Source organism: Weissella paramesenteroides ATCC 33313, from assembly GCF_000160575.1.
GTDB classification, from domain to species: Bacteria; Bacillota; Bacilli; order Lactobacillales; family Lactobacillaceae; genus Weissella; species Weissella paramesenteroides.
In genome coordinates this window covers 12,784-37,490 of sequence record NZ_GG697133.1, presented here as the reverse complement: position 1 = coordinate 37,490, position 24,707 = coordinate 12,784, and the positions used below count along the sequence as shown (strand labels likewise).

The 24,707-nt window shown below is 37.6% G+C and carries 22 protein-coding genes; 21 read left to right on the top strand and 1 reads right to left on the bottom strand.

Annotated features, from left to right (window positions below):
• Nucleotides 1-36: 36 nt before the first annotated feature.
• The 15 genes from ptsP to HMPREF0877_RS08315 all read left to right on the top strand — a co-directional run bounded on the left by ptsP (nucleotide 37) and on the right by HMPREF0877_RS08315 (nucleotide 19,405).
• Complete coding sequence (ptsP, locus tag HMPREF0877_RS08385) at nucleotides 37-1,764, top strand: phosphoenolpyruvate--protein phosphotransferase (protein ID WP_002828909.1); 1,728 nt, start codon at nucleotides 37-39, stop codon at nucleotides 1,762-1,764.
• A 297-nt stretch (nucleotides 1,765-2,061) separates the two neighbouring features.
• Nucleotides 2,062-3,747 (top strand): glycoside hydrolase family 13 protein, encoded by a 1,686-nt coding sequence (locus HMPREF0877_RS08380; protein WP_002828908.1) that lies wholly within the window; start codon nucleotides 2,062-2,064, stop codon nucleotides 3,745-3,747.
• Between the two features lie 192 nt (nucleotides 3,748-3,939).
• Nucleotides 3,940-5,151, top strand: a complete 1,212-nt coding sequence (locus HMPREF0877_RS08375; protein ID WP_002828907.1) for an extracellular solute-binding protein — start codon at nucleotides 3,940-3,942, stop codon at nucleotides 5,149-5,151.
• A gap of 68 nt (nucleotides 5,152-5,219) precedes the next feature.
• Nucleotides 5,220-6,557 (top strand): carbohydrate ABC transporter permease, encoded by a 1,338-nt coding sequence (locus HMPREF0877_RS08370; protein ID WP_002828906.1) that lies wholly within the window; start codon nucleotides 5,220-5,222, stop codon nucleotides 6,555-6,557.
• A gap of 9 nt (nucleotides 6,558-6,566) precedes the next feature.
• On the top strand, nucleotides 6,567-7,406 hold the full coding sequence (locus HMPREF0877_RS08365; RefSeq protein WP_002828905.1) for a sugar ABC transporter permease: 840 nt from the start codon (nucleotides 6,567-6,569) through the stop codon (nucleotides 7,404-7,406).
• 13 nt (nucleotides 7,407-7,419) lie between these two features.
• The gene (locus HMPREF0877_RS08360) at nucleotides 7,420-8,523 is read left to right on the top strand and encodes an ABC transporter ATP-binding protein (RefSeq protein ID WP_002828904.1); all 1,104 of its coding nucleotides are present in this window, start codon (nucleotides 7,420-7,422) and stop codon (nucleotides 8,521-8,523) included.
• Nucleotides 8,524-8,538: 15 nt separating this feature from the next.
• Nucleotides 8,539-10,287: a glycoside hydrolase family 13 protein gene (locus tag HMPREF0877_RS08355; protein ID WP_040761097.1), complete on the top strand. Its 1,749-nt coding sequence runs from the start codon at nucleotides 8,539-8,541 to the stop codon at nucleotides 10,285-10,287.
• Between the two features lie 126 nt (nucleotides 10,288-10,413).
• Nucleotides 10,414-11,190 carry a triose-phosphate isomerase gene (gene tpiA, locus HMPREF0877_RS08350; protein ID WP_002828901.1) on the top strand — a complete coding sequence of 259 codons (777 nt, stop codon included), beginning with the start codon at nucleotides 10,414-10,416 and terminating at the stop codon, nucleotides 11,188-11,190.
• Between the two features lie 237 nt (nucleotides 11,191-11,427).
• Entirely contained in the window at nucleotides 11,428-11,673 is a 246-nt protein-coding gene (locus HMPREF0877_RS10020) for a hypothetical protein (protein WP_081443736.1), read from the top strand.
• Nucleotides 11,674-12,382: 709 nt separating this feature from the next.
• Nucleotides 12,383-13,741, top strand: coding sequence for a phosphopyruvate hydratase (eno, locus tag HMPREF0877_RS08340; RefSeq protein WP_002828899.1), 1,359 nt, complete (start codon nucleotides 12,383-12,385; stop codon nucleotides 13,739-13,741).
• 134 nt (nucleotides 13,742-13,875) lie between these two features.
• Nucleotides 13,876-14,115, top strand: coding sequence for a preprotein translocase subunit SecG (gene secG, locus HMPREF0877_RS08335; protein ID WP_002828898.1), 240 nt, complete (start codon nucleotides 13,876-13,878; stop codon nucleotides 14,113-14,115).
• Nucleotides 14,116-14,189: 74 nt separating this feature from the next.
• Nucleotides 14,190-16,541 (top strand): ribonuclease R, encoded by a 2,352-nt coding sequence (gene rnr, locus HMPREF0877_RS08330; RefSeq protein WP_002828897.1) that lies wholly within the window; start codon nucleotides 14,190-14,192, stop codon nucleotides 16,539-16,541.
• A 22-nt stretch (nucleotides 16,542-16,563) separates the two neighbouring features.
• On the top strand, nucleotides 16,564-17,034 hold the full coding sequence (gene smpB / locus HMPREF0877_RS08325) for an SsrA-binding protein SmpB (RefSeq protein ID WP_002828896.1): 471 nt from the start codon (nucleotides 16,564-16,566) through the stop codon (nucleotides 17,032-17,034).
• A 182-nt stretch (nucleotides 17,035-17,216) separates the two neighbouring features.
• Nucleotides 17,217-18,668 (top strand): amino acid ABC transporter substrate-binding protein/permease, encoded by a 1,452-nt coding sequence (locus tag HMPREF0877_RS08320; RefSeq protein ID WP_002828895.1) that lies wholly within the window; start codon nucleotides 17,217-17,219, stop codon nucleotides 18,666-18,668.
• Nucleotides 18,668-19,405 carry an amino acid ABC transporter ATP-binding protein gene (locus tag HMPREF0877_RS08315; RefSeq protein WP_002828893.1) on the top strand — a complete coding sequence of 246 codons (738 nt, stop codon included), beginning with the start codon at nucleotides 18,668-18,670 and terminating at the stop codon, nucleotides 19,403-19,405. Before HMPREF0877_RS08320 ends, HMPREF0877_RS08315 begins: the two co-directional genes overlap by 1 nt.
• Before the next feature lie 130 nt (nucleotides 19,406-19,535).
• On the opposite strand, the gene HMPREF0877_RS08310 is transcribed toward HMPREF0877_RS08315, so the two are convergent.
• A complete protein-coding gene (locus tag HMPREF0877_RS08310) occupies nucleotides 19,536-20,093 on the bottom strand; it encodes an LURP-one-related/scramblase family protein (protein ID WP_002828891.1) in 558 nt (185 codons plus the stop codon).
• A gap of 127 nt (nucleotides 20,094-20,220) precedes the next feature.
• Here HMPREF0877_RS08310 and HMPREF0877_RS08305 point away from each other — a divergent pair, with 127 nt between their 5' ends.
• From HMPREF0877_RS08305 to HMPREF0877_RS08280, 6 genes are all read left to right on the top strand, one after another.
• A complete protein-coding gene (locus tag HMPREF0877_RS08305) occupies nucleotides 20,221-20,886 on the top strand; it encodes a uracil-DNA glycosylase (RefSeq protein ID WP_040761095.1) in 666 nt (221 codons plus the stop codon).
• A gap of 128 nt (nucleotides 20,887-21,014) precedes the next feature.
• Nucleotides 21,015-21,995 carry a phosphate acetyltransferase gene (pta, locus tag HMPREF0877_RS08300; RefSeq protein ID WP_002828889.1) on the top strand — a complete coding sequence of 327 codons (981 nt, stop codon included), beginning with the start codon at nucleotides 21,015-21,017 and terminating at the stop codon, nucleotides 21,993-21,995.
• A gap of 99 nt (nucleotides 21,996-22,094) precedes the next feature.
• Nucleotides 22,095-23,072: a linear amide C-N hydrolase gene (locus HMPREF0877_RS08295; protein WP_002828888.1), complete on the top strand. Its 978-nt coding sequence runs from the start codon at nucleotides 22,095-22,097 to the stop codon at nucleotides 23,070-23,072.
• A 109-nt stretch (nucleotides 23,073-23,181) separates the two neighbouring features.
• Entirely contained in the window at nucleotides 23,182-23,643 is a 462-nt protein-coding gene (tsaE, locus tag HMPREF0877_RS08290) for a tRNA (adenosine(37)-N6)-threonylcarbamoyltransferase complex ATPase subunit type 1 TsaE (RefSeq protein WP_002828887.1), read from the top strand.
• The gene (locus HMPREF0877_RS08285) at nucleotides 23,643-24,155 is read left to right on the top strand and encodes a GNAT family N-acetyltransferase (protein WP_002828886.1); all 513 of its coding nucleotides are present in this window, start codon (nucleotides 23,643-23,645) and stop codon (nucleotides 24,153-24,155) included. The genes tsaE and HMPREF0877_RS08285 overlap by 1 nt, the downstream gene beginning before the upstream one ends.
• A gap of 12 nt (nucleotides 24,156-24,167) precedes the next feature.
• Nucleotides 24,168-24,701 carry a 3'-5' exonuclease gene (locus HMPREF0877_RS08280; protein WP_002828885.1) on the top strand — a complete coding sequence of 178 codons (534 nt, stop codon included), beginning with the start codon at nucleotides 24,168-24,170 and terminating at the stop codon, nucleotides 24,699-24,701.
• Nucleotides 24,702-24,707: the final 6 nt, after the last annotated feature.

Here is a 24,707-nt window from a genome sequence, read left to right as displayed (position 1 = left end):
TTTAGATTAGGTTAAACAGGTTCTAGGGGAAATAGAATGACTAATAAAATTACAGGAATTGCTGCATCAAATGGTGTCGCAATTGCGAAAGCTTATAAGTTAGTTGACCCAGATCTGTCTTTTGAGACTCGCACAATCGACGATACTCAAGGTGAGAAAGACCGCATCAAGGCGGCCTTTTTGTCTTCTAAGGCAGATTTGGAAAAGATTCGTGCAAAAGCAGAAGAATCAATGGGTGCGGATGAAGCTGAAGTCTTTACAGCACACATCATGGTTACTGAAGATCCGGAGCTTTTGGGTAACATTAACGATAAAATTGATAGTGATAAAACAAATGCTGAGGCAGCTTTAAAGGCTGTTACAGATATGTTTATTGGCATGTTTGAAGGCATGGCAGATGATAATCCATACATGGCTGAACGTGCTGCTGACATCCGCGATGTAACCAAGCGTGTGTTAAGTCACTTGCTTGATAAGGAATTACCAAATCCAGCATTGATCAATGAAGAAGTTGTTATTGTTGCGCAAGATATGACACCTTCTGATACTGCGCAATTAGATCGTCGCTATGTCAAAGGATTTATTACAAATGTTGGTGGTCGTACGGCACACGCTGCTATTATGGCTCGTACATTGGAAATTCCTGCAGTTGTTGGTTCTGAAGTTGCTACGAAGGAAATCAATGAGGGTGACACAGTTATCTTAGATGGTCTTGATGGTGTGGCGTTGGTAAATCCAACAGAAGATGAAATCACAACTTATCAAGCTAAAGGTAATCGATACGCTGCTAAGAAAGCGGAATGGGCTAAGTTGAAAGACGAAAAGTCTGTATCAGCCGATGGCAAGGAATTTGTCATTGGAGCAAATATTGGAACACCAAAAGATCTTGATGGTGTCATTGATAATGGTGCTGAAGGTGTTGGACTATATCGTACAGAGTTCTTGTACATGGATTCTTCAGAATTGCCAACAGAAGATGATCAATTTGAGTCTTACAAGAAGGTATTAAAGAGTATGGACGGCAAGCCAGTTACGGTTCGTACAATGGATATTGGTGGTGATAAGCACTTGCCATATTTGCCATTGCCTGAAGAGGAGAATCCTTTCCTTGGTTACCGTGCTATTCGTATTTCTCTAGATCGTGATGATATTTTCCGTACACAGTTACGTGCATTACTACGTGCTTCAGTTTACGGACAACTTTGGATCATGTTCCCAATGGTTGCAACGTTACCAGAATTCCGTGCAGCTCGTGATATTTTCAATGAAGAAAAGGCTAAGTTAGTTGCAGAGGGTACGCCAGTATCAGATGACATTAAGCTTGGTATTATGATTGAAATTCCAGCGGCTGCTGTTTTGGCAGATAAGTTTGCACAAGAAGTGGACTTTTTCTCAATTGGAACCAATGATCTAATTGGATACTCTATGGCTGCTGATCGTGGTAATGATCGTGTGTCATATTTGTACCAGCCATACAATCCATCAATCTTACGTTTGGTTAAGAATGTGATTGATTCTGCACATAAGTATGGTAAGTTTGCTGCAATGTGTGGTGAGATGGCAGGGGACCCAATTGCATTGCCAATTCTTGTTGGTATGGGATTAGATGAGTTCTCAATGTCTGCAACTTCTATTCTACAGGCACGTTCATTGATGAAGAAGTTGGATACGAAGGATATGGCTGAATTAGCTGCTAAAGCTGTTGATGCCGAAACAAATGATGAAGTTGTTGCGTTAGTAAAATCTAATGTTTCAGCTGACTAGTTGATAAAAAATTGTGAGAGCGACCAAAAAGGGTTGTTCTTTTTTTTATAGTTAGTAATTTTTTCTTCAAATATGTTACCGGTAACATTCCATGGCAGGTTAAATATAATTTTTATATTAATTTTATTTTAAATGATTTTTTAAATATACATATATGTTTATTTTAATAGTAATTATGATTAAATTGTTGAAAAGAATAAAATGTAAGCGTTTTCTTTTTGTAGCGAATTAGGATTGAATATTTAACCTAGCTCATATATGCTAAAAACATTAATGAATATTTGGGGGAATATATAGATGTCTACAAAATGGTGGCAAAACGAGATTGTTTATCAGATTTATCCACGTTCTTTTCAAGATACGAATCATGATGGAATTGGTGATATTCAGGGAATGATTGATCACTTGGATTACATTCAAGAATTAGGGGTCACAATGATTTGGGTCTCACCAATTTACAAATCACCAATGGTTGATATGGGTTATGATATTGCTGATTATCAAGATATTGATCCGCAATTTGGTTCACTGGATGAGTTTAAAGTTTTCTTGTCTGAAGCTAAAAAGCGTCATATTAAAGTAATTATGGATTTAGTTGTCAATCATACTTCTGATCAACATGAATGGTTTAAACAAGCATTAGCTGATCCCAAAAGTAAGTACCGTGATTACTTTATTTTTAAAACGACTGATGACGGTGATGTACCAAATAATTGGCGTAGTATTTTCGGTGGCTCAACTTGGGAGCCAGTTGCTGATGAACCAAATACGTTCTATTTTCATACTTTTGCCCCACAACAACCAGATCTGAATTGGGAAAATCCGGCGTTGCGTCAGGAAATATATCAAATGATTAACTGGTGGTTGGAATTAGGTGTGGCAGGATTTAGAGTTGATGCGATTACTCATTTGAAGAAAGACTTAGATTGGGCTAGTTTACCTGCCGATGGCAGTGATGGCCTTGTCTCGGTTATTAAGAAGGGACAAAATCGATCAGGTATTGATGTCTTCTTGAATGAACTAAAGCAAGAAACATTTGATAAATATGACGCTATTACAGTTGGTGAAGCATACGGTGTTCCGGAGAAAGATTTAAAGAAATATATTGGCCCAAATGGCTACTTTTCAATGATCTTTGACTTTTCATATATGAATATCGATGTCCTAAATACTGATGAATGGTATCGCGGTCGTAGCCAATGGACAGTAAAGGATCTGCGTGAAGCTCTATTTGAGTCACAACAGGTTGCTGGGCAGGTTCATGGTACACTTGCCAATGTTTTAGAGAATCATGATCAACCCAGAGTATTATCAAAGTTAGTACCTGATAAGCATGATCAAACACCCACAGCCGCAAAGGCATTGGCAACCATGTATTATTTCTTACCAGGTGTGCCATTTATTTACCAAGGCCAAGAGATAGGAATGAAGAATTTCGTCCGTAAGGATATTTCAGAATTTAATGATGTGTCATCAATCAATAATTATCAAATGGCACTTAAGGATGGTTATTCTAAAGAAAGTGCTCTCGCATCGATTAACGATAAATCACGTGATAATGCACGAGTCCCAATGCAATGGAATAATTCTAACTTTGCGGGATTCTCTGACACAGAACCATGGCTAGGCATGGGAAATGATAGAGAAGGTATTGATGTGCAGACAGAGTTAGCAGACGAAAATTCTGTTTTGAACTATTACAAGAAATTAGGGCAACTGCATCATGATCTAGCATGGCAATCAGTTATAACTACAGGTGATTTCCAACCAATTGATTCATTGCCTGAAACTGTTATTGGCTATCAGCGCATCCTTGATGGACAAGTATTAACGGTATTTGTTAATCTAAGTCATGAACTAGCAGAATTTGATGCACACAATGTTGGAGACGTGTTAGAAAAAGTAGGAGATATCACAATCGATAACGACCATGTTAAAATGGCTGGATACTCAGCTGTAGTTATGGGACTTAATGACAATTAACGATTGTGAATAATAAAACAATAAAGACATATTGAACAGTGATTTAATATTTTTTTTTTTATTGGTCAACTAGTTAAAATTTATGTTACCGGTAACATTGAATTTTAACGTGCTTTTTGCAAATAGTTTGCTAAAATATACATATGAAAACGCTTACATTATTGTATATTTTTTTGAAAGAGGAATAGAAAAATGGGCAAGACACAAAAAATTGCGATGATCGCTGCTTTAGCTGTAACTGCTACGACAACAGGAATGGTGATAACAACACAATCTGCTTCTGCGAATGATAAGGTTGTTAAATTATGGGTTGATAACAAAGCCTATAAACCAATTGTTAAGCAGTTTACAAAAGATACAGGGATTAAAGTAGATTTTAAAATTGGGCAATCGGCAGATGCGCAAGCTGATTTAAAAAAGGATCCATCTGCAGCAGCAGACGTATTTATGTTTCCACATGATCAATTGGGACAAATGGTACAAGCTGGATTGATTTATCAGAATACAAAGTATGAAAAAACAATTGAAAAAAATCAAACTGAGTCTGCTGTTGCAGGTGCAAAGTATAAAGGGAAGATGTATGGATATCCTTACGGTGTAGAAACTCAAGTTTTGTACTATAACAAAGAAAAGTTATCAGCAAATGACATTAAGTCTTGGGACTCACTTACCAGTAAAGGTAAGTTAACTACAAACTTGGCAGATGATGGTGCAAATTATAAATATGTGCCATTGTTCATGAGTAATGGTGATTACTTGTACGGTAAAAATGGAGAATCTGTAAAGGGTACAAACTTTAATAATGATAAAGGCGTGCAAGTTCTAAAATGGATTGCTTCACAAAAGAAGAACAAGGGGGTTATTCAAAGTACTGATGCAGCATCATTGAATAAAATGGCTGATGGTAAAGCAGATGCTTATCTTTCAGGACCGTGGGATAAGGTAGCTTTGCAGAAAGAACTTGGTGACAAGTTGGGCGTGGCAAAATATCCAACTGTAAACTTTGGTGATGGGGATAAGCAAATGAAAGCCTTTCTCGGGGTTAAGTTATTTGGGGTCAATGCACAAACTAAGAATGCTTTGAATTCTATGAAGTTGGCTAACTACTTATCTTCAGATAAGGTACAACAACAAATTTTTGATAAGTTAGGTTATGTGCCTTCAAGTAAAGCAGTTCAAGCTAACGATCAAGTGCAAAAAGATGATGTTGCTGCTGCTGTGATTGAGATGGCAAAACCAGAAAATTCAGTTGTTATGCCTAAACTACCTCAAATGGTTACTTTCTGGGGACCTTCTGATGCGTTGATTAACGATGCTTATAAGGGAAAGATTAAGTCTGATACGGACATGCAAAGTAAGTTAGATAAGTTGGTCAAGCAATCCGAAAAATCTGACAAGAACTAATGTAATTACTATCAAAGATATGTCTATATAGGCATATCTTTTTATAAGCACTAAATGGAGGTTGTCATATGCAAAAGCAAGGATTAACAGTGTTAAAAGCTTTGCAGGTGGGTGACTGGCGGATGAAACTATCTGCTGTTATTATGGGAAGTTCACAATTATTACACGGACAAGTTTTAAAAGGGATTTGGTTTCTAGCCGTTGAAATATCATTTTTTACATGGTTTTTGATGCGAGGAATTAAAAGCTTAAATTATTTGTTGACATTAGGTACACACAAACAGGGTTTCGTATTTGACAAAAAACTAGGAATTAATATTTTGCAACAAGGCGATAATTCTATGTTGCTCTTGTTGTTTGGTATCGCGACAATTCTGGTAGTCAGTATATTTTTATACCAGTATTGGGTGAATTTAAAATCTGCACGAACTTTACTGGAATTTGATTTAAATCATAGTAAAGTACCAAACTTGAAAGAAGATCTGGCAAAATTACTTGATAGTAAATTACACATTCTTTTGATGTCGATACCTATGATAGGAGTTTTGGCTTTCACAATTCTACCGTTGATTTACATGATTTCTATTGCTTTTACGAATTATGACCATAATCATTTACCACCTAAAAATTTGTTTACATGGGTAGGATTTGAAAATTTTGGAAATGTACTAAGCGGTGATGTCGCGGGCACGTTCTTTCCACTTCTTGGATGGACATTAGTTTGGGCAGTTATGGCAACTGCAACATCATTTTTGTTTGGTGTTTTATTGGCAATGTTAATAAATGCAAAGGGAATTAAAGGGAAAAAGGTTTATCGAACCCTCTTTATTCTTACGATGGCTGTGCCACAATTTATTACCTTATTAATTATGAATAATTTATTAAATGATTCCGGCATGGTAAATACAATGCTAATGAATTGGCATTTAATTAGCCATCCAATTCCTTTTTTGACAGATGGAACATTGGCAAAAGTTACAGTTATTGTTGTTAATATGTGGATTGGAATTCCAGCCACGATGTTGGTCACAACAGGCATTTTACAGAATTTAAGTCAAGATCAGGTTGAAGCTGCAGAAATTGATGGTGCGAATAAGTTTCAAATTTTCCGTGATTTGACATTTCCTCAAATATTGTTTGTTATGGCTCCTAGCTTGATCCAGCAGTTTATTGGTAATATCAATAACTTTAATGTTATTTATTTGTTAACTAGTGGTGGACCCATGAATTCTAATTACTATAATGCAGGGGACACAGATTTACTGGTGACTTGGTTATATAAGTTGACGATTGATTCGGCTGATTATAATTTAGCATCAGTTATTGGTATTTTGATTTTCACATTATCAGCAATCTTTTCATTATTTGCATATAAACGTGTTAATAAGATGAGTAATTTAGGATAAGGAGCAGTCATGAAAAATAAAAAGAGACGCTCACGAACGTTAATATATATTGTATTAACCGTTTTGGCGATTATTTGGATTTTACCGATTATTTGGATCGTGTTAACTAGTTTTCGTGCCGAGGGTGGCATGTTTGTGGATTACTTCATTCCACATCATTTTACTTTAGATAACTATAAAACATTATTTACCAATTCAACGTATCCGTTTGGTAGATGGTTTATGAATACTCTGGTTGTTGCAGTAGTTAGTGCGGTTTTGTCAACTTTTATTACTGTTGTTATGGCATATTCGTTATCCCGTTTGAAGTTTCATTGGCGAGGTCGATTTTTGCAGATTGCTTTGATTCTTAACATGTTTCCTGGCTTTATGAGTATGATTGCTATTTATTATATTTTAAAAGCAATTGGATTAACACAATCTTTACTTGCCTTAATTTTAGTGTATGTCGCAGGAGCTGCTTTGGGATTCTACGTGCAAAAAGGTTTCTTTGATACAATTCCAATATCTCTTGATGAATCAGCAATGCTAGATGGGGCAACAAAGTGGGATATTTTTCGTACGATTACATTACCACTTTCAAAACCAATTATTGTCTATACCACATTAATGGCTTTTACAGGTCCATGGATGGATTTTATTTTTGCACGAGTAATTATGGGAGATAATATACAAAATTATACGGTTGCAATTGGACTTTATACAATGATGACAAGAGAGTCAGCAAACTCATTGTTTATGGCATTTGCCGCAGGTTCAGTTTTAATTGCAGTACCAATTACGATATTGTTTATTGTCTTGCAACGTTTCTTTGTTGAGGGCGTTACATCAGGTGCAGTAAAGGGTTAAAAAGGGAAAAAACATGGCAGAGATTAAATTAGAACATATTAAAAAAACATACCCAAATACGGATATTCCAGCAGTCGCTGATTATAATTTAGAAATACATGATAAAGAGTTTATGGTTTTTGTTGGACCATCTGGTTCTGGTAAGTCAACGGTTTTGAGAATGATAGCAGGTTTGGAAGATATTACCGATGGTATTTTTTCCATTGACGGCAAAATTATGAATGATGTTGCGCCAAAAGACAGAGAAATTGCCATGGTTTTTCAAAATTATGCCTTGTATCCCCATATGTCCGTATTTGACAATATTGCCTACGGACTAAAATTGAGAAAACTTCCTAAAAAAGAAATTAATACGCGGGTGCATGAGGCTGCTGCTGTACTGGGTATTGAGCAATATCTAGAACGTAAACCAGCAGATTTATCTGGTGGACAACGACAACGTGTCGCAATGGGACGGGCGATCGTTCGTGATGCAAAAATTTTGTTGATGGATGAGCCACTGTCAAATTTGGATGCCAAACTTCGTGTGCAAATGCGTGCTGAAATCGCAAAGATACATCAACGAATGGGTGGCACAACAATTTATGTGACACATGATCAAACTGAAGCAATGACATTAGCGGATCGGATTGTAATTATCGATAATGGAGATATCCAGCAAGTGGGTACGCCAAGCGAGTTATATAATCAACCTAAAAATACTTTCGTGGCTGGTTTTATTGGTTCACCATCCATGAATTTATTAACTGTCACTTATCATGACGGAATCATTGAAAATAATTCTGGCTTTTCAGTAAAATTGCCTGAAGGAATTGCGAAACAATTAACTAATGGTGGCTATGACGACAAACAGATTGTGTTTGGAATCCGACCAGAAGATTTGCATCTCGATCCAATTGCTGTTGAAACGTACATTGGAGGCAAATTTAATACAACGGTGGAAGTATCTGAATTGTTAGGTGCGGATGCAATGCTGTATACGAAAGTTGGTGAGACGGAGGTTGTTGTGCGCAGTAAAGGTAGCGACTTTGTTGATCCAGGAACACAAATTGAAGTTGCAGCTAACTTATCAAAGGCACACTATTTCGATGCAGAAACAACCAATCGTATTATTTAAGTGGAGGTGATAAATATGTTAAAAGCTGGTATTCATCATCAACCCGAAAGTGCAGATATTTCGCTAGTTTCTGATAATCAAGTGAGTATCAGAATTAAGACAGCATGCAATGATATTAAACAGGTAACTTTAATTTCTGCGGATCCGTATGCTCTATCAATGGATAGGCCAGGGAAAAGAACAGAAATGACATATTTGGGAAATGACAACATATATGATTATTGGCAAATTACCATAGAACAAGTAACTAAACGATTGGCCTATGCGTTTTTACTTAAAGACGAACAGGAAAATCAAATATTGTATGGTGATCAACGATTTTATGAAGTGAATGATACATCGTTACACAATGGTAGTAATTTTTTTAAATTACCATACTTTCATATGATAGATAGTAACCAAGGACCTGCATGGGTTAAAGAAACGGTTTGGTATCAAATTTTTCCTGAACGTTTTGCAAATGGTGATAAAACAAATGATCCTAAAGATTCGTTACCGTGGCAAGCAAATATTAAACCCGCACCAGATAGTTTTTTTGGTGGAGACTTACAAGGAATCATTGATCATTTAGATTATTTGCAGGATTTGGGAATTAACGGGCTATATTTAACACCAATTTTCAGTGCGCCAACTAATCATAAATATGACACGACAGATTATTATGAGATTGACACAGCTTTTGGTAATAAGGAGACACTTCATACATTAATTGCAGAGGCGCACAAGCGACATATGCATGTCATGTTAGATGCTGTATTTAACCACATTGGTGATAAATCACCTATTTGGCAAGATGTTATAACAAACGGGCAAAATTCACGTTATGCGGAATGGTTCCATATTAATCAATTTCCTGTAGCTATTGATGAGCAGGTGACAGATGCGACGTTTGAAAAGCATTATTTATATGATACGTTTGCTTTCACACCACATATGCCTAAATGGAATACAAGTAACGTAGAAGTGCAACAATATTTAATTAATGTAGCGAAGTATTGGGTAGAAAATTTTGATATTGATGCGTGGCGGTTGGATGTTGCCAATGAGGTTGATCATCATTTTTGGCGAGCTTTCCGATCAGCGATGGTAAAGCTAAAACCAGATATTTATATTCTTGGTGAAATTTGGCATACAGCTCAGGCTTGGCTAGATGGTAGTCAATTTGATGGTGTGATGAACTACGCATATATGCAGCATATTAAGGATTTCTTCTTAACAGAACAACAATCACCACAAAACTTCATTAACCAACTAAAACATGAACTGATGTTATATTCAGATCAAACAAACCGCATGATGTTTAATTTATTAGATTCTCATGATACAGCACGAATAAAAACAATTGCTAAAAATGACGAACAAGTTGTTAAAGAGTTGTTAGCCTTCATGTTTATACAACCTGGCACACCGGATATTTACTATGGTACTGAATTAGGCATGGTTGGTGGTGATGATCCTGACAATCGACGCCCAATGGATTGGCAAAAGGATGACGAAAATGCAATGTACACTTATATGAAAAAATTAATTGGCATTCGTCATGCCTATGCGGATATTCTATCTGATGGCCGTATTGAGTTTTCAACTGACGGCGATGGCGTTATTGTCCAGCGGATAAAAGATAATCACATAGTTAAAGGGATTTTTGCGACAAATGCAAAATTAATGGTCAATTTAGAGTCAACTGCAAAAGTGTTGTTAGGCACTTTAGACGAGGGCATATATTTAGCACCAAAAACAGCGATTATCTATGAAGTTTTGTGATTAAGATGGTCAATTAAGTAAATGTTATTAGCAAATCTATCAAAACTTTGATTTGTGCATTAAGTAAATTTGAATTGGTAAGCGTGGTATAATCAGAATAAGCACGATGAGGGGTGGTAAAAGAGGATGTTACGACGACCAATTGTTATAGCAAATTGGAAAATGAACAAATTGCCAAGTGAGGTAGAACGTTATATTGCTGAGGTTTCACCAAAATTAGCAGCATATCCGCATGTGGATGCAGTATTAGCAGGACAAGATGTCTTATTAAATGCAATGGTGACTGCTGCTAAGGGAACATCAATTGAAATTGGGGCTGAAAATATGTACTGGCAGGATAAAGGTGCATATACGGGTGAAACAAGTCCAGCAGCACTTGCTGACCTAGGTATTAGTCGAGTGATTATTGGTCACTCTGAACGCCGAAACTATTTTCGTGAAACGGATGAAATGGTTAATTTAAAAACGTTGGCTGCTTTGCGTAATGGCGTTTCACCAATTATTGCAATTGATGAAGCTGTTCAATTGGAATCACTCAATGACCACGCACACTGGATTGTAAACCAGGTCGTTGAATCATTAAAGGGTGTGACACGTGAAGAAATGAGTCGATTAATGTTGGCTTATGAACCAACGGCAGCGATTGGGTCGGGGCAAGCAATGGGCCCCGAAGCAGCCCAAAAAAGTTTACATGTGATTCGTCAAACAGTTGCGGATATGTTTGATCAAGAAGTTGCTGACCATGTTCGGATTTTGTATGGGGGTTCTGTGAAACCAGCAAATGCGTATGAACTTTTGAAGCAGCCAGACATTGATGGTGTTTTAGTTGGGGATGCTGCATTGGATGCCGCAACATTTATTGAGCTGATTAGTTTAGCAGAGCAAGCAAAACGTAATTTATAATCTTATAATTAAGACATTTTAGCACAAAGAGGTTGAGACATTTTTTGTCTCAACCTCTTTCAGTTTATAATAGTTACTTATGTTTCAGACGCGTTTCATTGTTAATCAACAGATGAGATAGCCGTGTCAGGTGCGGGAGTTACAACTGAACTTCCCTGTGTATTGCTTGTTTCTTTATTACTACCAGATTCTTTTGAACTTGAATCATGATTTGTTGTTGAGCTTTCAGAACCACTAGTGCTAGAACTTTCGCTATTAACTGAGCTAGAACTGCTATTGCTTGAAGAGTCAGAAGAGCTCGAGCTATTTGAGGTACTTGAAGAATTAGAGCTGCTAGAAGTACTTGAAGAACTAGAACTGCTTGAAGAACTAGAACTGCTTGAAGAGCTAGAACTACTTGAAGAGCTAGAACTACTTGAAGAACTAGAGTTACTTGAAGAATTGCTCGAAGTAGAAGAACTTGGCATGCTAGATGAACTATAGCTACTTGAACTATGTTGTGAATTAGCACTAGAACTTGTCGGTTGGTTTGATGATTTATCTCGATTAGTGCTGGTTGAATGAGATGACATTTCTTGGCTTGTGGCTTGCTGGGAGGTCCGGGAATTTTTAGGATTTTGAGAAGTCATCACTGTACGATGGGGATCAACGGCATCTTCTGAGTTACTAGAGATGACCGAGACACCACTAGCAGCTAATCTTGAACTAAATTTTGCTAAGTTCGATCTTGATTCCGCTTGAGATTGCTTTTGTGCTTGTAGATGGGTGACCTGCTCTTTTGGGTTTGTTAACCAGCCCGAAAATGCTTGTGATGTACTTAGAAAGAAGATGGGAATAATGAATAATAGACTAACTAATAATGAAATAGTAAAAATTGCTCTTTTCATAAATCTTCTCCCTTAAAAAATAATGTCATAACAAGTATAGTTTAACGTGCTTAACAATTACATGACAGTCATTAGTATAACAAAACAACAACAAATCACTTGCAAATTAGTGACGTCAGCGCATTGATTTTTAAGAATAATTAAAAAGTGATCGTTTGATTGTGAAGGTAATGTGAATTTTTTGTGTCCGTTATTAAACTTACAGACGTCGTTGTTAGCATATACTGTGAATTATGTTACAATAAGTCTCGAGGGATATTCCCATATTTAACTATACTTTCAAGAATAAGTAAGGAGAAGACAACATGTCTGCAATTACTGATATTTATGCACGCGAAGTTTTAGACTCACGTGGTAACCCTACTGTTGAAGTTGAAGTTTACACTGAATTAGGTGGCTTTGGTCGTGGTATCGTGCCATCTGGTGCTTCAACTGGTGTTAACGAAGCTGTCGAATTACGTGATGGTGATAAGGGCCGTTTCCTTGGAAAAGGAACTTTGAAGGCTGTTGAAAATGTTAACAAGGTAATCAAGGACAAGTTGATTGGTATGGATGTTACTGATCAAGTTTTGTTGGATCGCACAATGATCGACTTGGATGGTACGCCAAACAAGGGTAAGTTGGGTGCCAACGCTATCTTGGGTGTTTCAATTGCTGCTGCACGTGCCGCTGCTGATGAATTAGGTACACCATTGTACAACTACCTTGGTGGATTTAACTCAAAGGTATTGCCAACGCCAATGATGAACGTTGTTAATGGTGGGGCACATGCTGATAACTCAGTTGATTTCCAAGAGTTCATGATTATGCCAGTTGGTGCTAAGTCAGTTGCTGAAGCTGTTCGTATGGGTTCAGAAACTTTCCACGCATTGCAAGCTTTGTTGAAGGAATCAGGTCACTCAACTGCTGTTGGTGATGAAGGTGGATTTGCCCCTAACTTTACTTCAAATGAAGAGCCATTCCAATACTTGTTGCAAGCAATCGAACGCGCTGGTTACAAGCCAGGAAAGGATGTGGCAATTGCCTTTGACGTTGCCTCTTCAGAATTCTATGATCATGAAAAGAAGATTTACACATTAGCTGGTGAACCTGATAAGAAGGAATACACAACTGATGAATTCATCGATTATCTAGAAAACTTGATTGAGAAGTACCCAGTTGTTTCTGTTGAGGATCCTTTGGCAGAAGCTGAAGACTTGAACGATGAAGAACAATGGGATAACTGGGCAAAGTTGACTGATCGTCTTGGTAACAAGGTACAAATCGTTGGTGATGACTTCTTTGTAACGAACACTGACTTCTTGGCAAAGGGTATTGCTAAGGGTGCTGCTAATGCTATCTTGATTAAGGTTAACCAAATCGGAACTTTGACAGAAACTGTTGAAGCAATCGAAATGGCAAAGGAAGCTGGTTATACAGCTATCGTTTCACATCGTTCAGGTGAAACTGAAGATACAACCATTGCTGACTTGGTTGTTGCAACTAACGCTGGTCAAATTAAGACTGGTTCAATGTCACGTACTGACCGTATTGCTAAGTACAACCAATTGATGCGCATTGAAGATTTGTTGACTGATAAGGTTGCTGAATACAAGGGTATTAACAGCTTCTACAACATTGACAAGTCTGCACGTGATGCAATTGTTAACTACGAAGCAAAATAATTAATTAATATAAAGATAAGTGAGACTGATGAAATTATTGATCAGTCTCACTTTTTTTATTGAGACAATTTATTACCTATGTTATGCTATAAAAGTATATATGATTAGAGATAGAAGAAAGAGGAGGCACCAGGATGTACAACATACTATTAACAGCAATGATTATAGTGGGTGCACTAATTATTATTGCGGTTATGATGCAACCATCTAAGCAACAGGATGCTTTGTCAGCATTATCAGGTGGCGGTGGTGGTGACTTGTTTGCAACCCAAAAGGCCCGAGGATTTGTCGCTGTGATGCAACGAGTTACAGCAGTTCTTGCAGCAATCTGGTTTATTTTGGGATTGGCGCTTGTTTACCTTTCTTCACATTAAAAATAACCAGTGCTCAAGACCTCTCGTGACATTTATTACGAGAGGTCTTTCATTTTAAGAATAGTGAGAAATTAATGGAGTTACAAAATTTACAAAATCAATTATTTGGTTTTTTGAAAGGTAATCCAACCCAAGCGTATCCAGCACAAACGTTGACAGATGGGTTGCGATTAAATGATGCAAATGCTTTTAAGTTAGTTGTGCAAGCATTAGCGGCTTTGGAACGTGCTGGTAAAGTCAAGGTCAATGATGCAGGGGCTTTCCAGTATAATGCTGATCATGAGGGTGTGATTGGTATTTTTAAAGCTAATGATAAAGGCTTCGGGTTTGTTCATTACGATGAAACAGCACCAGATGTATTTATTAATCCAGACAATACTGCCTTTGCTACTCAGGGTGATGAAGTGCGTGTGAAATTACTTAATAAAGGTGATGAGAAACGTGGTCCAGAGGGTAAGGTTGAGGAAATTATTACGCACGGGCGTGAACAAGTTGTTGGGGAATTCGCTCTCGGTAGTGATTACAAGGGCTATGTTGGTAGCGTACGATTAACTGATAAAAAGTTTTCTTCATTTGAGTTTTTAGTCAAAGAAGGTGGGTTAGTTGCTACAGATGGTGAAGTCGTTGTGGCATCCATTGCAACATATCCGTCAGCTGAAATGCCAAAGCACTTTACAGGTGTCATAACAGATAAAGTTGGTTATAAAGATGATCCAGGTGTTGATATTTTGGAAATTGTCTACAACCATGATGTACCACATGTCTTTCCTGAAGATGCAATGAAGCAGGCAGAAGCGATTCCTGACGAAGTATTAGATAGTGAACGTGAGGGACGTGAAGATATTACCGACCAACCATTAGTTACAATTGATTCAATTGAATCAAAGGATTTGGATGATGCGGTTGTTGTTTGGAAGTTACCAAATGGTAATTTCCACTTAGGTGTTCATATTGCTGACGTATCTCATTATGCGATTGAAGGAACACCTTTGGATGAAGAAGCTTATAATCGTGGCACATCAGTTTACCTAACGGATCGTGTGATTCCTATGTTGCCACGTAAAATATCAAATGGCATTGCTTCATTGAATCCAGGTGTTGATAGATTAGCGATGTCAGCTGAAATGGAGTTCACACCAAAAGGAAACTTGGTTAATCATCGTCTACATACATCAGTGATGCGATCACATGCACGTATGACTTATAAGGCAGTGAATGCAATCTTGGATGGTGACGAAGAAACCCGTTCTGAATATGCAGAATTAGTGCCGATGTTTGAAGATATGGCTGAGTTACATCGTATTTTGTCGGCAAAGCGTACGGCCCGAGGCGCAATTGAGTTTGATGCACCCGAGGCAAAAATCATTGTTGATGAGCAAGGAAAGCCGACTGATATTGAATTACGTGAACGTGGTTTATCAGAACGGATTATTGAATCGTTCATGTTAGCAGCAAATGAAACTGTTGCGATGCACTTTGACTTAGCTAAGGTACCATTCTTATATCGTATTCACGAAACGCCGGATGCTGATCGTGTGCAAAACTTCGTTGAATTTGTAAAAGCTTTGGGAGCACCAGTAAAGTTGGATCCTGAAAAGATACAGTCAACAGATTTGCAAGCGATCCATAATTTCTTTGTCGGTCGTCCGGAGGAACAGATGGTTTCAACGATGATGCTGCGTACAATGAAACAAGCGAAGTATTCGAATGAACCATTAGGGCACTTTGGAATTGGCGCCCAATATTATACGCACTTTACATCACCAATTCGTCGTTATCCTGATTTAACTGTTCACCGATTGATCAAGTGGTATGAAAAGAATGGGCTTGGTGAAGAAGCACAGGCAAAGTATGCAGACAAACTAGCTCAAATTGGTGAAGATACTTCTGTTAAAGAGCGTCGTGCAGTTGATACAGAGCGTGATACTGATGCGATGAAGAAGGCTGAGTTCATGATGGACAAAGTTGGCCAAGAGTTTGATGGTGTTGTCAACGGTGTGCTAAAGTTTGGTATGTTTGTTTCATTAGAGAACACCGTTGAAGGATTGATTCATGTATCAAACTTTACTGATGATCAATATGTTTACGATGAAGCACACATGGCATTGATTGGCCGTCGCTTACATCATATCTATCAAATTGGTCAACCAGTGAAAGTTCGTGTTGTTCGTGTTGATAAGGAACAAGCATCGATTGACTTTGTATTGGTAGACCCAGATGAAGCACCTTTGACCGATATTAAAGTACCCGAAGAACATCGTGGTGCTTTTGGTAAAAATCGTGGTGAGCGCCGTCAACATGATAAGCGTAATCATTCATCAAAGGGAAATAAAACTCATAATGATGGTAAGCCATTTGGTGCCTATCAGAATAAACGTAAACCAGATTCGAAGCATCAAGGTACCAACCGTAAAGGCCGTCATTAGTAATTAGAATCAGGGGGTTGTCATGGCTAAAAAAAAGCAGCGCGCTGATGGTGCGTTGGCAACTAATAATAAAGCACGATATAATTATGCAATTGCTGAAACTTATGAAGCAGGTATCGAATTGACGGGAACAGAAATTAAATCAGTTCGTGCCAGTAAAATCACGATTGGGGATGGTTTTGTCCAGGTTCGTGATGGCCAAGCCTGGTTAGATAATGTGCATATTAGTCCATTTGAACAAGGTAATCGATTTAATCACGATCCGTTACGTAGTCGACGATTATTATTGCATAAAAAAGAAATTCAAGTATTACAGGCGGCTGTTGCGCAACAGGGTAAAACGATTGTGCCCTTGAAGGTTTATCTAAAACATGGTTTTGCAAAGGTTCTAATTGGTGTTGCAACTGGTAAACATAATTATGATAAACGTGAAACAATCAAAAGACGTGATCAAGATCGTGAGTTACACCGAACATTGAAGAAACGTTATTAATAACTTTTAAAAACATTGGTTTGATGGAGATTTAGCATAGAATCCATCAAATCAGTGTTTTTACTTTACTGATAAAGAATATTTAATGTCAGAAAAGCTGACACAAAATATCTTTTTATCGTGTGAATAGCGTAAAATAAACTGGTATGAATTTAAAAATTATAGTCTTGGAGGAATAGACAATGCGCAAGTGGTTAATTAGTCTAATGGCGTTAGTTGGTCTGGCAGTTGGGATAGTAGTAAGTTCACCAGCTGTGCATGCAGCAACACCAAACTATACCATTACAACTGATACAACATTCCCACCATTTGAGTTTCAAACAGATAACGGGAAGTATCGTGGAATTGATATGGATATGCTGAAAGAAATTTCAAAACGCGAGCACTTTACCTATACACTAAAGCCAATGAGCTTCAATGCTGGTGTGCAGGCAGTTCAGGCTGGTCAAGTTGATGGTATCGTTGCTGGTATGTCCATAACAGACGAGCGTAAAAATACTTTTGATTTTGGAACACCTTACTATAAAAGTGGTATTGTTATGGCTGTTTCACAAAAATCAAAAATCAAAGGATTGTCTGATCTAAAAGGTAAAACAGTGGCCGCAAAAACAGGTAGTGCTGGAGCGGATTACGCACGTGAGATGTCAAAAAAGTATGGTTTTAAAGTAACCTTCTTTAATGATTCAAATACAATGTACAATGATGTTTTGATTGGTAATACGGTTGCTGTTTTTGAGGATCAACCAGTTATGGCATATGCGATTCAGCAAGGTACAAATCTAAAAATTGTCACAAAACCAGCCAAAGGTAATTGGTATGGTTTTGGTGTCAAAAAGTCTGCTAATGCTGAACTATTAAAGAAATTCAATGCGGGTTATGCAGAAATTGTAAAAGATGGTACTTATGACAAGATTGTTAACCGATATCTAGGAAAAGGTGGCTACAATTATAAAAAGAATGCAGCTAACCAGACTGAAAATCAAAAAACAACAATTTGGGATCTTGTTAAAGAAAATAAGAGTGCGCTATCTAGTGGGCTAGTTAAGACACTAGAGTTGACCTTAGTGGGAATTATTTTGGCAGCTATTTGGGGAATATTCCTAGGTATTCTAGGCGTTATGCCAAGTAAGCTCGCTCGTGGCCTTTCAACGACAATTATTTACATTTTCCGTGGGTTACCAATGCTTGTTCTAGCTTTCTTTATATATATTGGAATTCCCAACTTAACTGGACAAAAAATTCCGGCCTTTACAGCGGGTGTTATCACGTTGATTTTGAATGAAGGTGCTTATATTGGTGCTTTCGTTAGTGGTGGATTTAAGTCGGTCGATTCAGGACAGCTTGAAGCAGCACGTTCATTGGGACTACCATATGGTAAGGCAATGCGCAAAGTTGTTATGCCACAAGGAATTCGCTTAATGATACCAAGTTTTATTAACCAATTTATTATTACGTTGAAGGATACATCAATTCTGTCAGCAATTGGTATTATTGAATTAACACAAACAGGTACATTAATCATTGCTCGTAATTTGCAAGGATTTAGAGTCTGGTTAATGATTGCGGTTCTATATCTTATCGTTATTACACTATTAACTTGGTTATCAAATTGGGTAGAAAAGAGGATCAAATAATGGCAACAGTTATTGAAGCACGTGATGTTCATAAAAGCTTTGGAAAAAATGAAGTGCTAAAAGGGTTGAGCTTGGCTGTTGAAGAAGGTGAAGTTGTCGTAATGATTGGCCCTTCTGGTTCTGGCAAATCTACATTTCTACGTGCATTGAATAAGCTTGAAGAAATTAATAGTGGCGAAATTGCTATTGATGGTCAGAATATCAACCAACCTAAGGTGAACATCGACAAGATACGTGAAAAGGTTGGTATGGTATTCCAACACTTTAACCTTTTTCCTCATCTAACAGTCATGGAGAATATGACGTTAGCACCAGTACAATTAGGTAAGATGACCAAAAGCGAAGCGATTGCAAATGCTAAAAAGCTTTTAGATCGTGTTGGTCTAGCTGATAAGGCAGATGTTAAGCCTGACACATTATCTGGTGGTCAAAAACAACGTGTGGCAATTGCGCGTGCTTTGGCCATGAATCCGGAAATTATGTTATTTGATGAGCCGACATCAGCATTAGATCCAGAAATGGTTGGTGATGTTTTAGCAGTTATGAAAGAACTTGCTGAAGAAGGTATGACGATGATTGTGGTGACTCACGAAATGGGCTTTGCTAAGCAGGTTGCTGATCGTGTGGTATTCTTCGCAGATGGTTATATTCGCGAAGAAGGTGCACCAAAAGAAATTTTTGATCATCCACAAGATCCACGTACACGTGATTTCTTAGATAAAGTTTTGAATGTATAAATAAGAGAGCGAGACAAAAGTCGTTTTGAAGCCGGCTTGGAACGCGTTTATGCTATAAAACTAATATGCTCTTAATTACGCACTTTTAGCGAAAAAAATAGAGGCTGAGACAATTTCTGTCCCAGCCTTTTTATTTTTTAGGTAGATATTTTAGTGCTTTAGAATTAATAAATGGTGTCAAACGTGGGGCTGGCATATTGAAAATACTTGGCCAAGCTAGTGGGTGCCCATGAGCAATAAATTCCCAGCGATCTAAAAAGGCAATAATCAGTAATAAAAGTGGCTCTTGATGTGTATCAGAAATTTTGATTAATAGACGTTGATCTTTACTTGGGGTCGCGGTTGCTAATTGTTGACTAACTGTTTTTATTTGAAAGTGACGTTTTTCAAGACTACCAAGGACAAACCAGTTTAAGTTGTTCACAAATAATAATTCGTGTAACTTCAGAGATAGGCCGATTGAACCGACTTCTTGTTGATGGTTTGCTAAAATGAACCTAGGAATAATACCACTTGAAATTTGTGTAATCTTAGCAAGTGGTTCGTAAGATTGATTATAAATGGTGATCGTATCGTATCGTTGACCGATTTGTCCAGAGATAATGTATTTGACGACATTTGTATAAGTTGTGACAGTAGTTGTACCATCAAATTGTTCACGTACTTTTGACATTAGTAAATCATGCATATAAACACCTCGTCATGACATGAAAAAGATTACTCATTATTTTATTCTAACATAATCATGTTTGAACGTGTTTTAGTCAGTATAATAGATATATGCATGAATTCAAATTATGAAAATAGGAGTCGATATGCCAGAGCTATTACCAAAAGATTGGGCAGATGCATTGCAACCAGTATTGCAGCCAAATTATATTGGTCGCATCCAAGAGTTTTTAGATACAGTTTATTTAGTCGATACGGTGTATCCAGAACGACAAAATGTATTTGCTGCGTTAAAAGAAACCCCTTTAAACAAGGTGAAAGTCGTGATTTTAGGGCAAGATCCATATCCAAACCCTGGCCAAGCGCAGGGGTTGAGTTTTTCTGTACCAGCAACGATGGCCTTACCTAAGTCATTGATTAATATTTATAAAGAATTAACAGATGATTTAGCAGTTACTGCACCCAACAATGGTGATTTACATCGTTGGGCAAAACAAGGTGTTTTACTGTTAAATACAGTTTTAACAGTACCAGCTCACCATGCTGGGGGACATGCAGGCGAAGTATGGGAACAGTTGACTGATGAAATTATTAAATTAGTCGCGGAACGAAATCAACCAACTGTATTTATTTTGTGGGGTAAACAAGCGCAAAATAAAAAGCAGCTCATTAATGGTGAACAAAATTTGGTGTTGAAAGCGCCTCATCCAAGTCCATTGTCTGCTTATCGTGGTTTTTTTGGCTCTAAACCATTCAGTAAAACCAACGAATTTTTGCAAAAAAATAATGTTGCACCTATTAAGTGGGTATAAATCAATATATTTTGTTGCTAAAGTGAAACACTTAGAAACGGCTATACATCAATGGGTTTAGTGCCTTTATGGTATAATAGGATATGTAATAAAAAATAATTTTAAAAAAAGACGGGGGTTTGTTGATCATGGAGTTGTTTGAGCAATTAGCAAATAAGATAAAAGGACAAAATAAGACACTTGTATTTCCAGAGGGGGAAGATGCACGTATTCAAGGTGCAGCAATTCGTTTAGCTGCTGATGGTCTAGTTAAGCCAATTTTGTTAGGAAAGCAGTCATTGATCGATGCGACGGCAGAAAAACATCAATTTGATTTATCAAACATAACAGTTATTGATCCAGCAAGTTATCCTGAAGATAAGTTGAACGACATGATTCATGAACTTATTGAACGTCGCCATGGAAAGACAGATACAGCGACCGCTAAAAAGTGGGTTACTGATGTGAACTATTTCGGTACGATGTTAGTCTATATGAATTTAGCTGATGGTATGGTATCTGGTGCAACACATCCAACTGGGGATACTGTTCGTCCTGCTTTGCAAATTATCAAAACAGCGCCAGGTTCATCAAGAATTTCTGGTGCGTTTGTGATGCAACGTGATGATGACCGTTATATCTTTGCTGATGCAGCAATCAATATTGACATTGATGCACAAACGATGGCAGAAATCGCTATTCAGTCAGCTAAGACGGCAAAAGTCTTTGGTATTGATCCAAAGGTTGCGATGCTAAGCTTTTCTACAAAGGGCTCAGCCAAAGCAACACAGGTTGATAAAGTTTCAGAAGCAACGAAAATTGCTAAAGAACTAGAACCATCACTAGCACTTGATGGTGAGCTACAATTTGATGCAGCGTTCGTTCCTGAGGTTGCTAAGTCAAAGGCACCAGATTCTGAAATTGCTGGCCAAGCAAATGTCTTTATCTTCCCTGATCTACAATCTGGAAATATTGGGTATAAAATTGCCCAACGTTTAGGCGGCTTTGAAGCAGTTGGCCCAATTTTACAAGGGTTAGCAAAGCCGGTTTCAGATTTGTCACGAGGCGCCAATGAGGAAGATGTCTATAAGGTCGCTATTATTACGGCTGCACAGGCATTAGAAAACTAGATAAATTAATAGAGGAGCGACATAACACAAATTCGTTGGCAATTTATCGATGAGATGTGTCATGGCGCTTTTTAATATATAAGGTAAGAGGGACAGCGTATGTGTACGAGTATTTTTCAAGTTGCACGTAATGGTGTACATGTTTTGTCGCGAACAATGGATTGGCCGAGGTTAGAGAATTCGCCAATGTTTGTGCCTAGAAAATATCAATGGCATTCATCATTTAACCGACATCTCATACAAAACAAGTATGCCTTCATTGGTGGTGGTGAATTAAGCAATAAACGAACAGATATTGCGGATGGTGTTAATGAATATGGACTATGTGCACAAAAATTGACTTTTGGTAATGGTGCACACTTTGTGGATGAAATTGACGATTCTAAAGTACAGATTGCGCCATTTGAATTTGTATTTTGGCTATTAGGAAATTTTAAATCAATTGCTGATATTACTGAACATATTGCTGACATTCAACTAATGTCTCAAAAAAATAGTGTCATAAAGTATGGCAATCCTGAATTACATTTTGCTGTTACTGATCCTACTGGGGCAATCGTCGTGATTGAGCCAACTACTTGGCCAATGAGAATTGTGGCGAATCCATTGGGGGTGGTAACCAATAGTCCACATTTTGAGCGTCAAATTCAGCAATTAGAAAAATATGTTGATTTTAAACCAGAATTTAAGGCGGGCAAAATGCCAATCAATGTTCCTAAAGTAACAACGGGAAAACTATCTGGCAAAGCGACACCGCCAGGTTCTTACTCACCTGGTGCACGCTTTTTAAGAGCAGCGTATCTAAAAGAACGGGCTGATCAACCGGCGGATGAAGCAGAGGCAATTATTACCAGCTGGCATTTATTAGATAGCGTGACAGTACCACAAAATTTGACACATCAACAAACATTCTCGGTTTATCGAGCAGCTACGGTGGCTGAAAGCCGTAGTTATTATTTTCAGTCTTATCATCAGGGTGAAATGTCCAAACTACAGTTAACAGATGATATGTTAACTGCTACTGAGGCAGTCGTTTATAATGTTCCCGATGAGTTAACGGTTAATCAATTAAATTAAAATATTATGTCATTAAAGCTCCGTAAAAATTTTATGTTGAGCTTTTTTGCCATTATTTGAGCCGTTTGTGCTCTGTAATCAGTTAGTCAAAAATGGTATACTTTTAACTATGAGAATATTAGTAAACACAGTGAATGAAACACAAGAATTAGCCGCTAAGTTGGCAAAAAATGTGATAGCTGGTGACACAATTTTGTTATCAGGTGATTTAGGAGCAGGAAAAACTACCTTTACACAGGGATTTGCAAAAGAATTGGGTGTGAGAAGGCCCGTTAAGAGTCCAACGTTTACTTTGGTACGTGAATATCGTACAGAAAAGTTTCCTTTATACCATCTGGATGTTTATCGTCTAGGTGAAGAGGGAAACGCAGAGGATTTAGGATTATCAGAGTATTTCGGCGGCGATGGTGTTGCATTAGTTGAGTGGTCACAGTATATTAAGGCCGATCTACCTGATGATGTATTAAAAATTTCGTTTGAACGGGTCGAAGGTCAAGAGACAGAAAGACTAATTACAATTACAGCAACTGGTCATCGATCAAACCAATTATTAGCAGCAATGGAGGCATAATGGAAGTATTTGTACGACCTGCAGATAGACAGGATGCAGTAAAACTGATGGGACTGTTATTTCAATTACAGGATGAATCTAGTACATTTATGATTGCACAAGATCCTGAAACGATTGAAGCAACGGATGAAGCTGATAATATTGATATTCTGCAGACGACAACAAATAACATTATGCTAGTGTCGGCCACTGAAGAGGGACAATTAGTTGGTTTGGCGTCGGCTGCGGCAAAACCTGGCCAACCAAGAGTTGCAGAAATTGGGGTTGCGGTGTTAGCTGATTATCAAGGTAATGGATTAGCGCAAGCAATGATTTCAGAAATTTTAAACTGGGCAATAACCTTTAGTTCAGTCAATCAGTTGGTATTAACAGTACAAACAATCAATGAAATTGCCATTCATATTTATGAAAAAATGGGTTTTAAGCGCATTGCCGGTTCTGAAAGTGAAATTATGAATAGTGATCAAAAACTGGTGCCAGCTTTTGACATGGCTTGGACGGTCAACGATTAATGAGGTGTAATCATGAATTTTATTGCAATGGACTTTGAAACTGCAAGTGCTAAGCGTTATAGTGCTGTATCGCTTGGATTGGCAGTTGTGCGCGATAACAAACTTGTTGATGAATTTTATACATTAATTAAACCAGATAGTTTTTTTGATAAGCGTAATACTCGTATTCATGGGATTACCGAAGCTGATGTCCGTAATGCACCAATTTTTCCAGAAGTTTGGGAGCAAATTCAGCAGTTTTATACACCTAATCAATTAGTTATCGCTCATAATGCGCCGTTTGATAATGGTGTTTTGCGAGAAACATTAACTCATTATGATATTGACTTGCCGCACTATCTATCTTTAGATACTGTGCGCACGTCACGAAAACTTTATCCAGAATTACCAAATCATAAATTAAATACGGTAGCAGCAGCGCTAGGAATTGATTTAAAACACCATCATAATGCACTTAATGACACAGTAGCGGCAGCTGAAATTTTAGTACGACAAGCAACTGATTTTGGTGTTGAACCATTGAAACAGTTGGTTAAAGTGATTTAATTAAGG

What these genes read in the sequence shown, in the direction of transcription:
- ptsP (WP_002828909.1), top strand. Translation starts at nt 37, where the DNA reads ATGACTAATAAAATTACAGGAATTGCTGCATCAAATGGTGTCGCAATT.
- HMPREF0877_RS08380 (WP_002828908.1), top strand. Translation starts at nt 2,062, where the DNA reads ATGTCTACAAAATGGTGGCAAAACGAGATTGTTTATCAGATTTATCCA.
- HMPREF0877_RS08375 (WP_002828907.1), top strand. Translation starts at nt 3,940, where the DNA reads ATGGGCAAGACACAAAAAATTGCGATGATCGCTGCTTTAGCTGTAACT.
- HMPREF0877_RS08370 (WP_002828906.1), top strand. Translation starts at nt 5,220, where the DNA reads ATGCAAAAGCAAGGATTAACAGTGTTAAAAGCTTTGCAGGTGGGTGAC.
- HMPREF0877_RS08365 (WP_002828905.1), top strand. Translation starts at nt 6,567, where the DNA reads ATGAAAAATAAAAAGAGACGCTCACGAACGTTAATATATATTGTATTA.
- HMPREF0877_RS08360 (WP_002828904.1), top strand. Translation starts at nt 7,420, where the DNA reads ATGGCAGAGATTAAATTAGAACATATTAAAAAAACATACCCAAATACG.
- HMPREF0877_RS08355 (WP_040761097.1), top strand. Translation starts at nt 8,539, where the DNA reads ATGTTAAAAGCTGGTATTCATCATCAACCCGAAAGTGCAGATATTTCG.
- tpiA (WP_002828901.1), top strand. Translation starts at nt 10,414, where the DNA reads ATGTTACGACGACCAATTGTTATAGCAAATTGGAAAATGAACAAATTG.
- eno (WP_002828899.1), top strand. Translation starts at nt 12,383, where the DNA reads ATGTCTGCAATTACTGATATTTATGCACGCGAAGTTTTAGACTCACGT.
- secG (WP_002828898.1), top strand. Translation starts at nt 13,876, where the DNA reads ATGTACAACATACTATTAACAGCAATGATTATAGTGGGTGCACTAATT.
- rnr (WP_002828897.1), top strand. Translation starts at nt 14,190, where the DNA reads ATGGAGTTACAAAATTTACAAAATCAATTATTTGGTTTTTTGAAAGGT.
- smpB (WP_002828896.1), top strand. Translation starts at nt 16,564, where the DNA reads ATGGCTAAAAAAAAGCAGCGCGCTGATGGTGCGTTGGCAACTAATAAT.
- HMPREF0877_RS08320 (WP_002828895.1), top strand. Translation starts at nt 17,217, where the DNA reads ATGCGCAAGTGGTTAATTAGTCTAATGGCGTTAGTTGGTCTGGCAGTT.
- HMPREF0877_RS08315 (WP_002828893.1), top strand. Translation starts at nt 18,668, where the DNA reads ATGGCAACAGTTATTGAAGCACGTGATGTTCATAAAAGCTTTGGAAAA.
- HMPREF0877_RS08310 (WP_002828891.1), bottom strand. Translation starts at nt 20,093, where the DNA reads ATGCATGATTTACTAATGTCAAAAGTACGTGAACAATTTGATGGTACA.
- HMPREF0877_RS08305 (WP_040761095.1), top strand. Translation starts at nt 20,221, where the DNA reads ATGCCAGAGCTATTACCAAAAGATTGGGCAGATGCATTGCAACCAGTA.
- pta (WP_002828889.1), top strand. Translation starts at nt 21,015, where the DNA reads ATGGAGTTGTTTGAGCAATTAGCAAATAAGATAAAAGGACAAAATAAG.
- HMPREF0877_RS08295 (WP_002828888.1), top strand. Translation starts at nt 22,095, where the DNA reads ATGTGTACGAGTATTTTTCAAGTTGCACGTAATGGTGTACATGTTTTG.
- tsaE (WP_002828887.1), top strand. Translation starts at nt 23,182, where the DNA reads ATGAGAATATTAGTAAACACAGTGAATGAAACACAAGAATTAGCCGCT.
- HMPREF0877_RS08285 (WP_002828886.1), top strand. Translation starts at nt 23,643, where the DNA reads ATGGAAGTATTTGTACGACCTGCAGATAGACAGGATGCAGTAAAACTG.
- HMPREF0877_RS08280 (WP_002828885.1), top strand. Translation starts at nt 24,168, where the DNA reads ATGAATTTTATTGCAATGGACTTTGAAACTGCAAGTGCTAAGCGTTAT.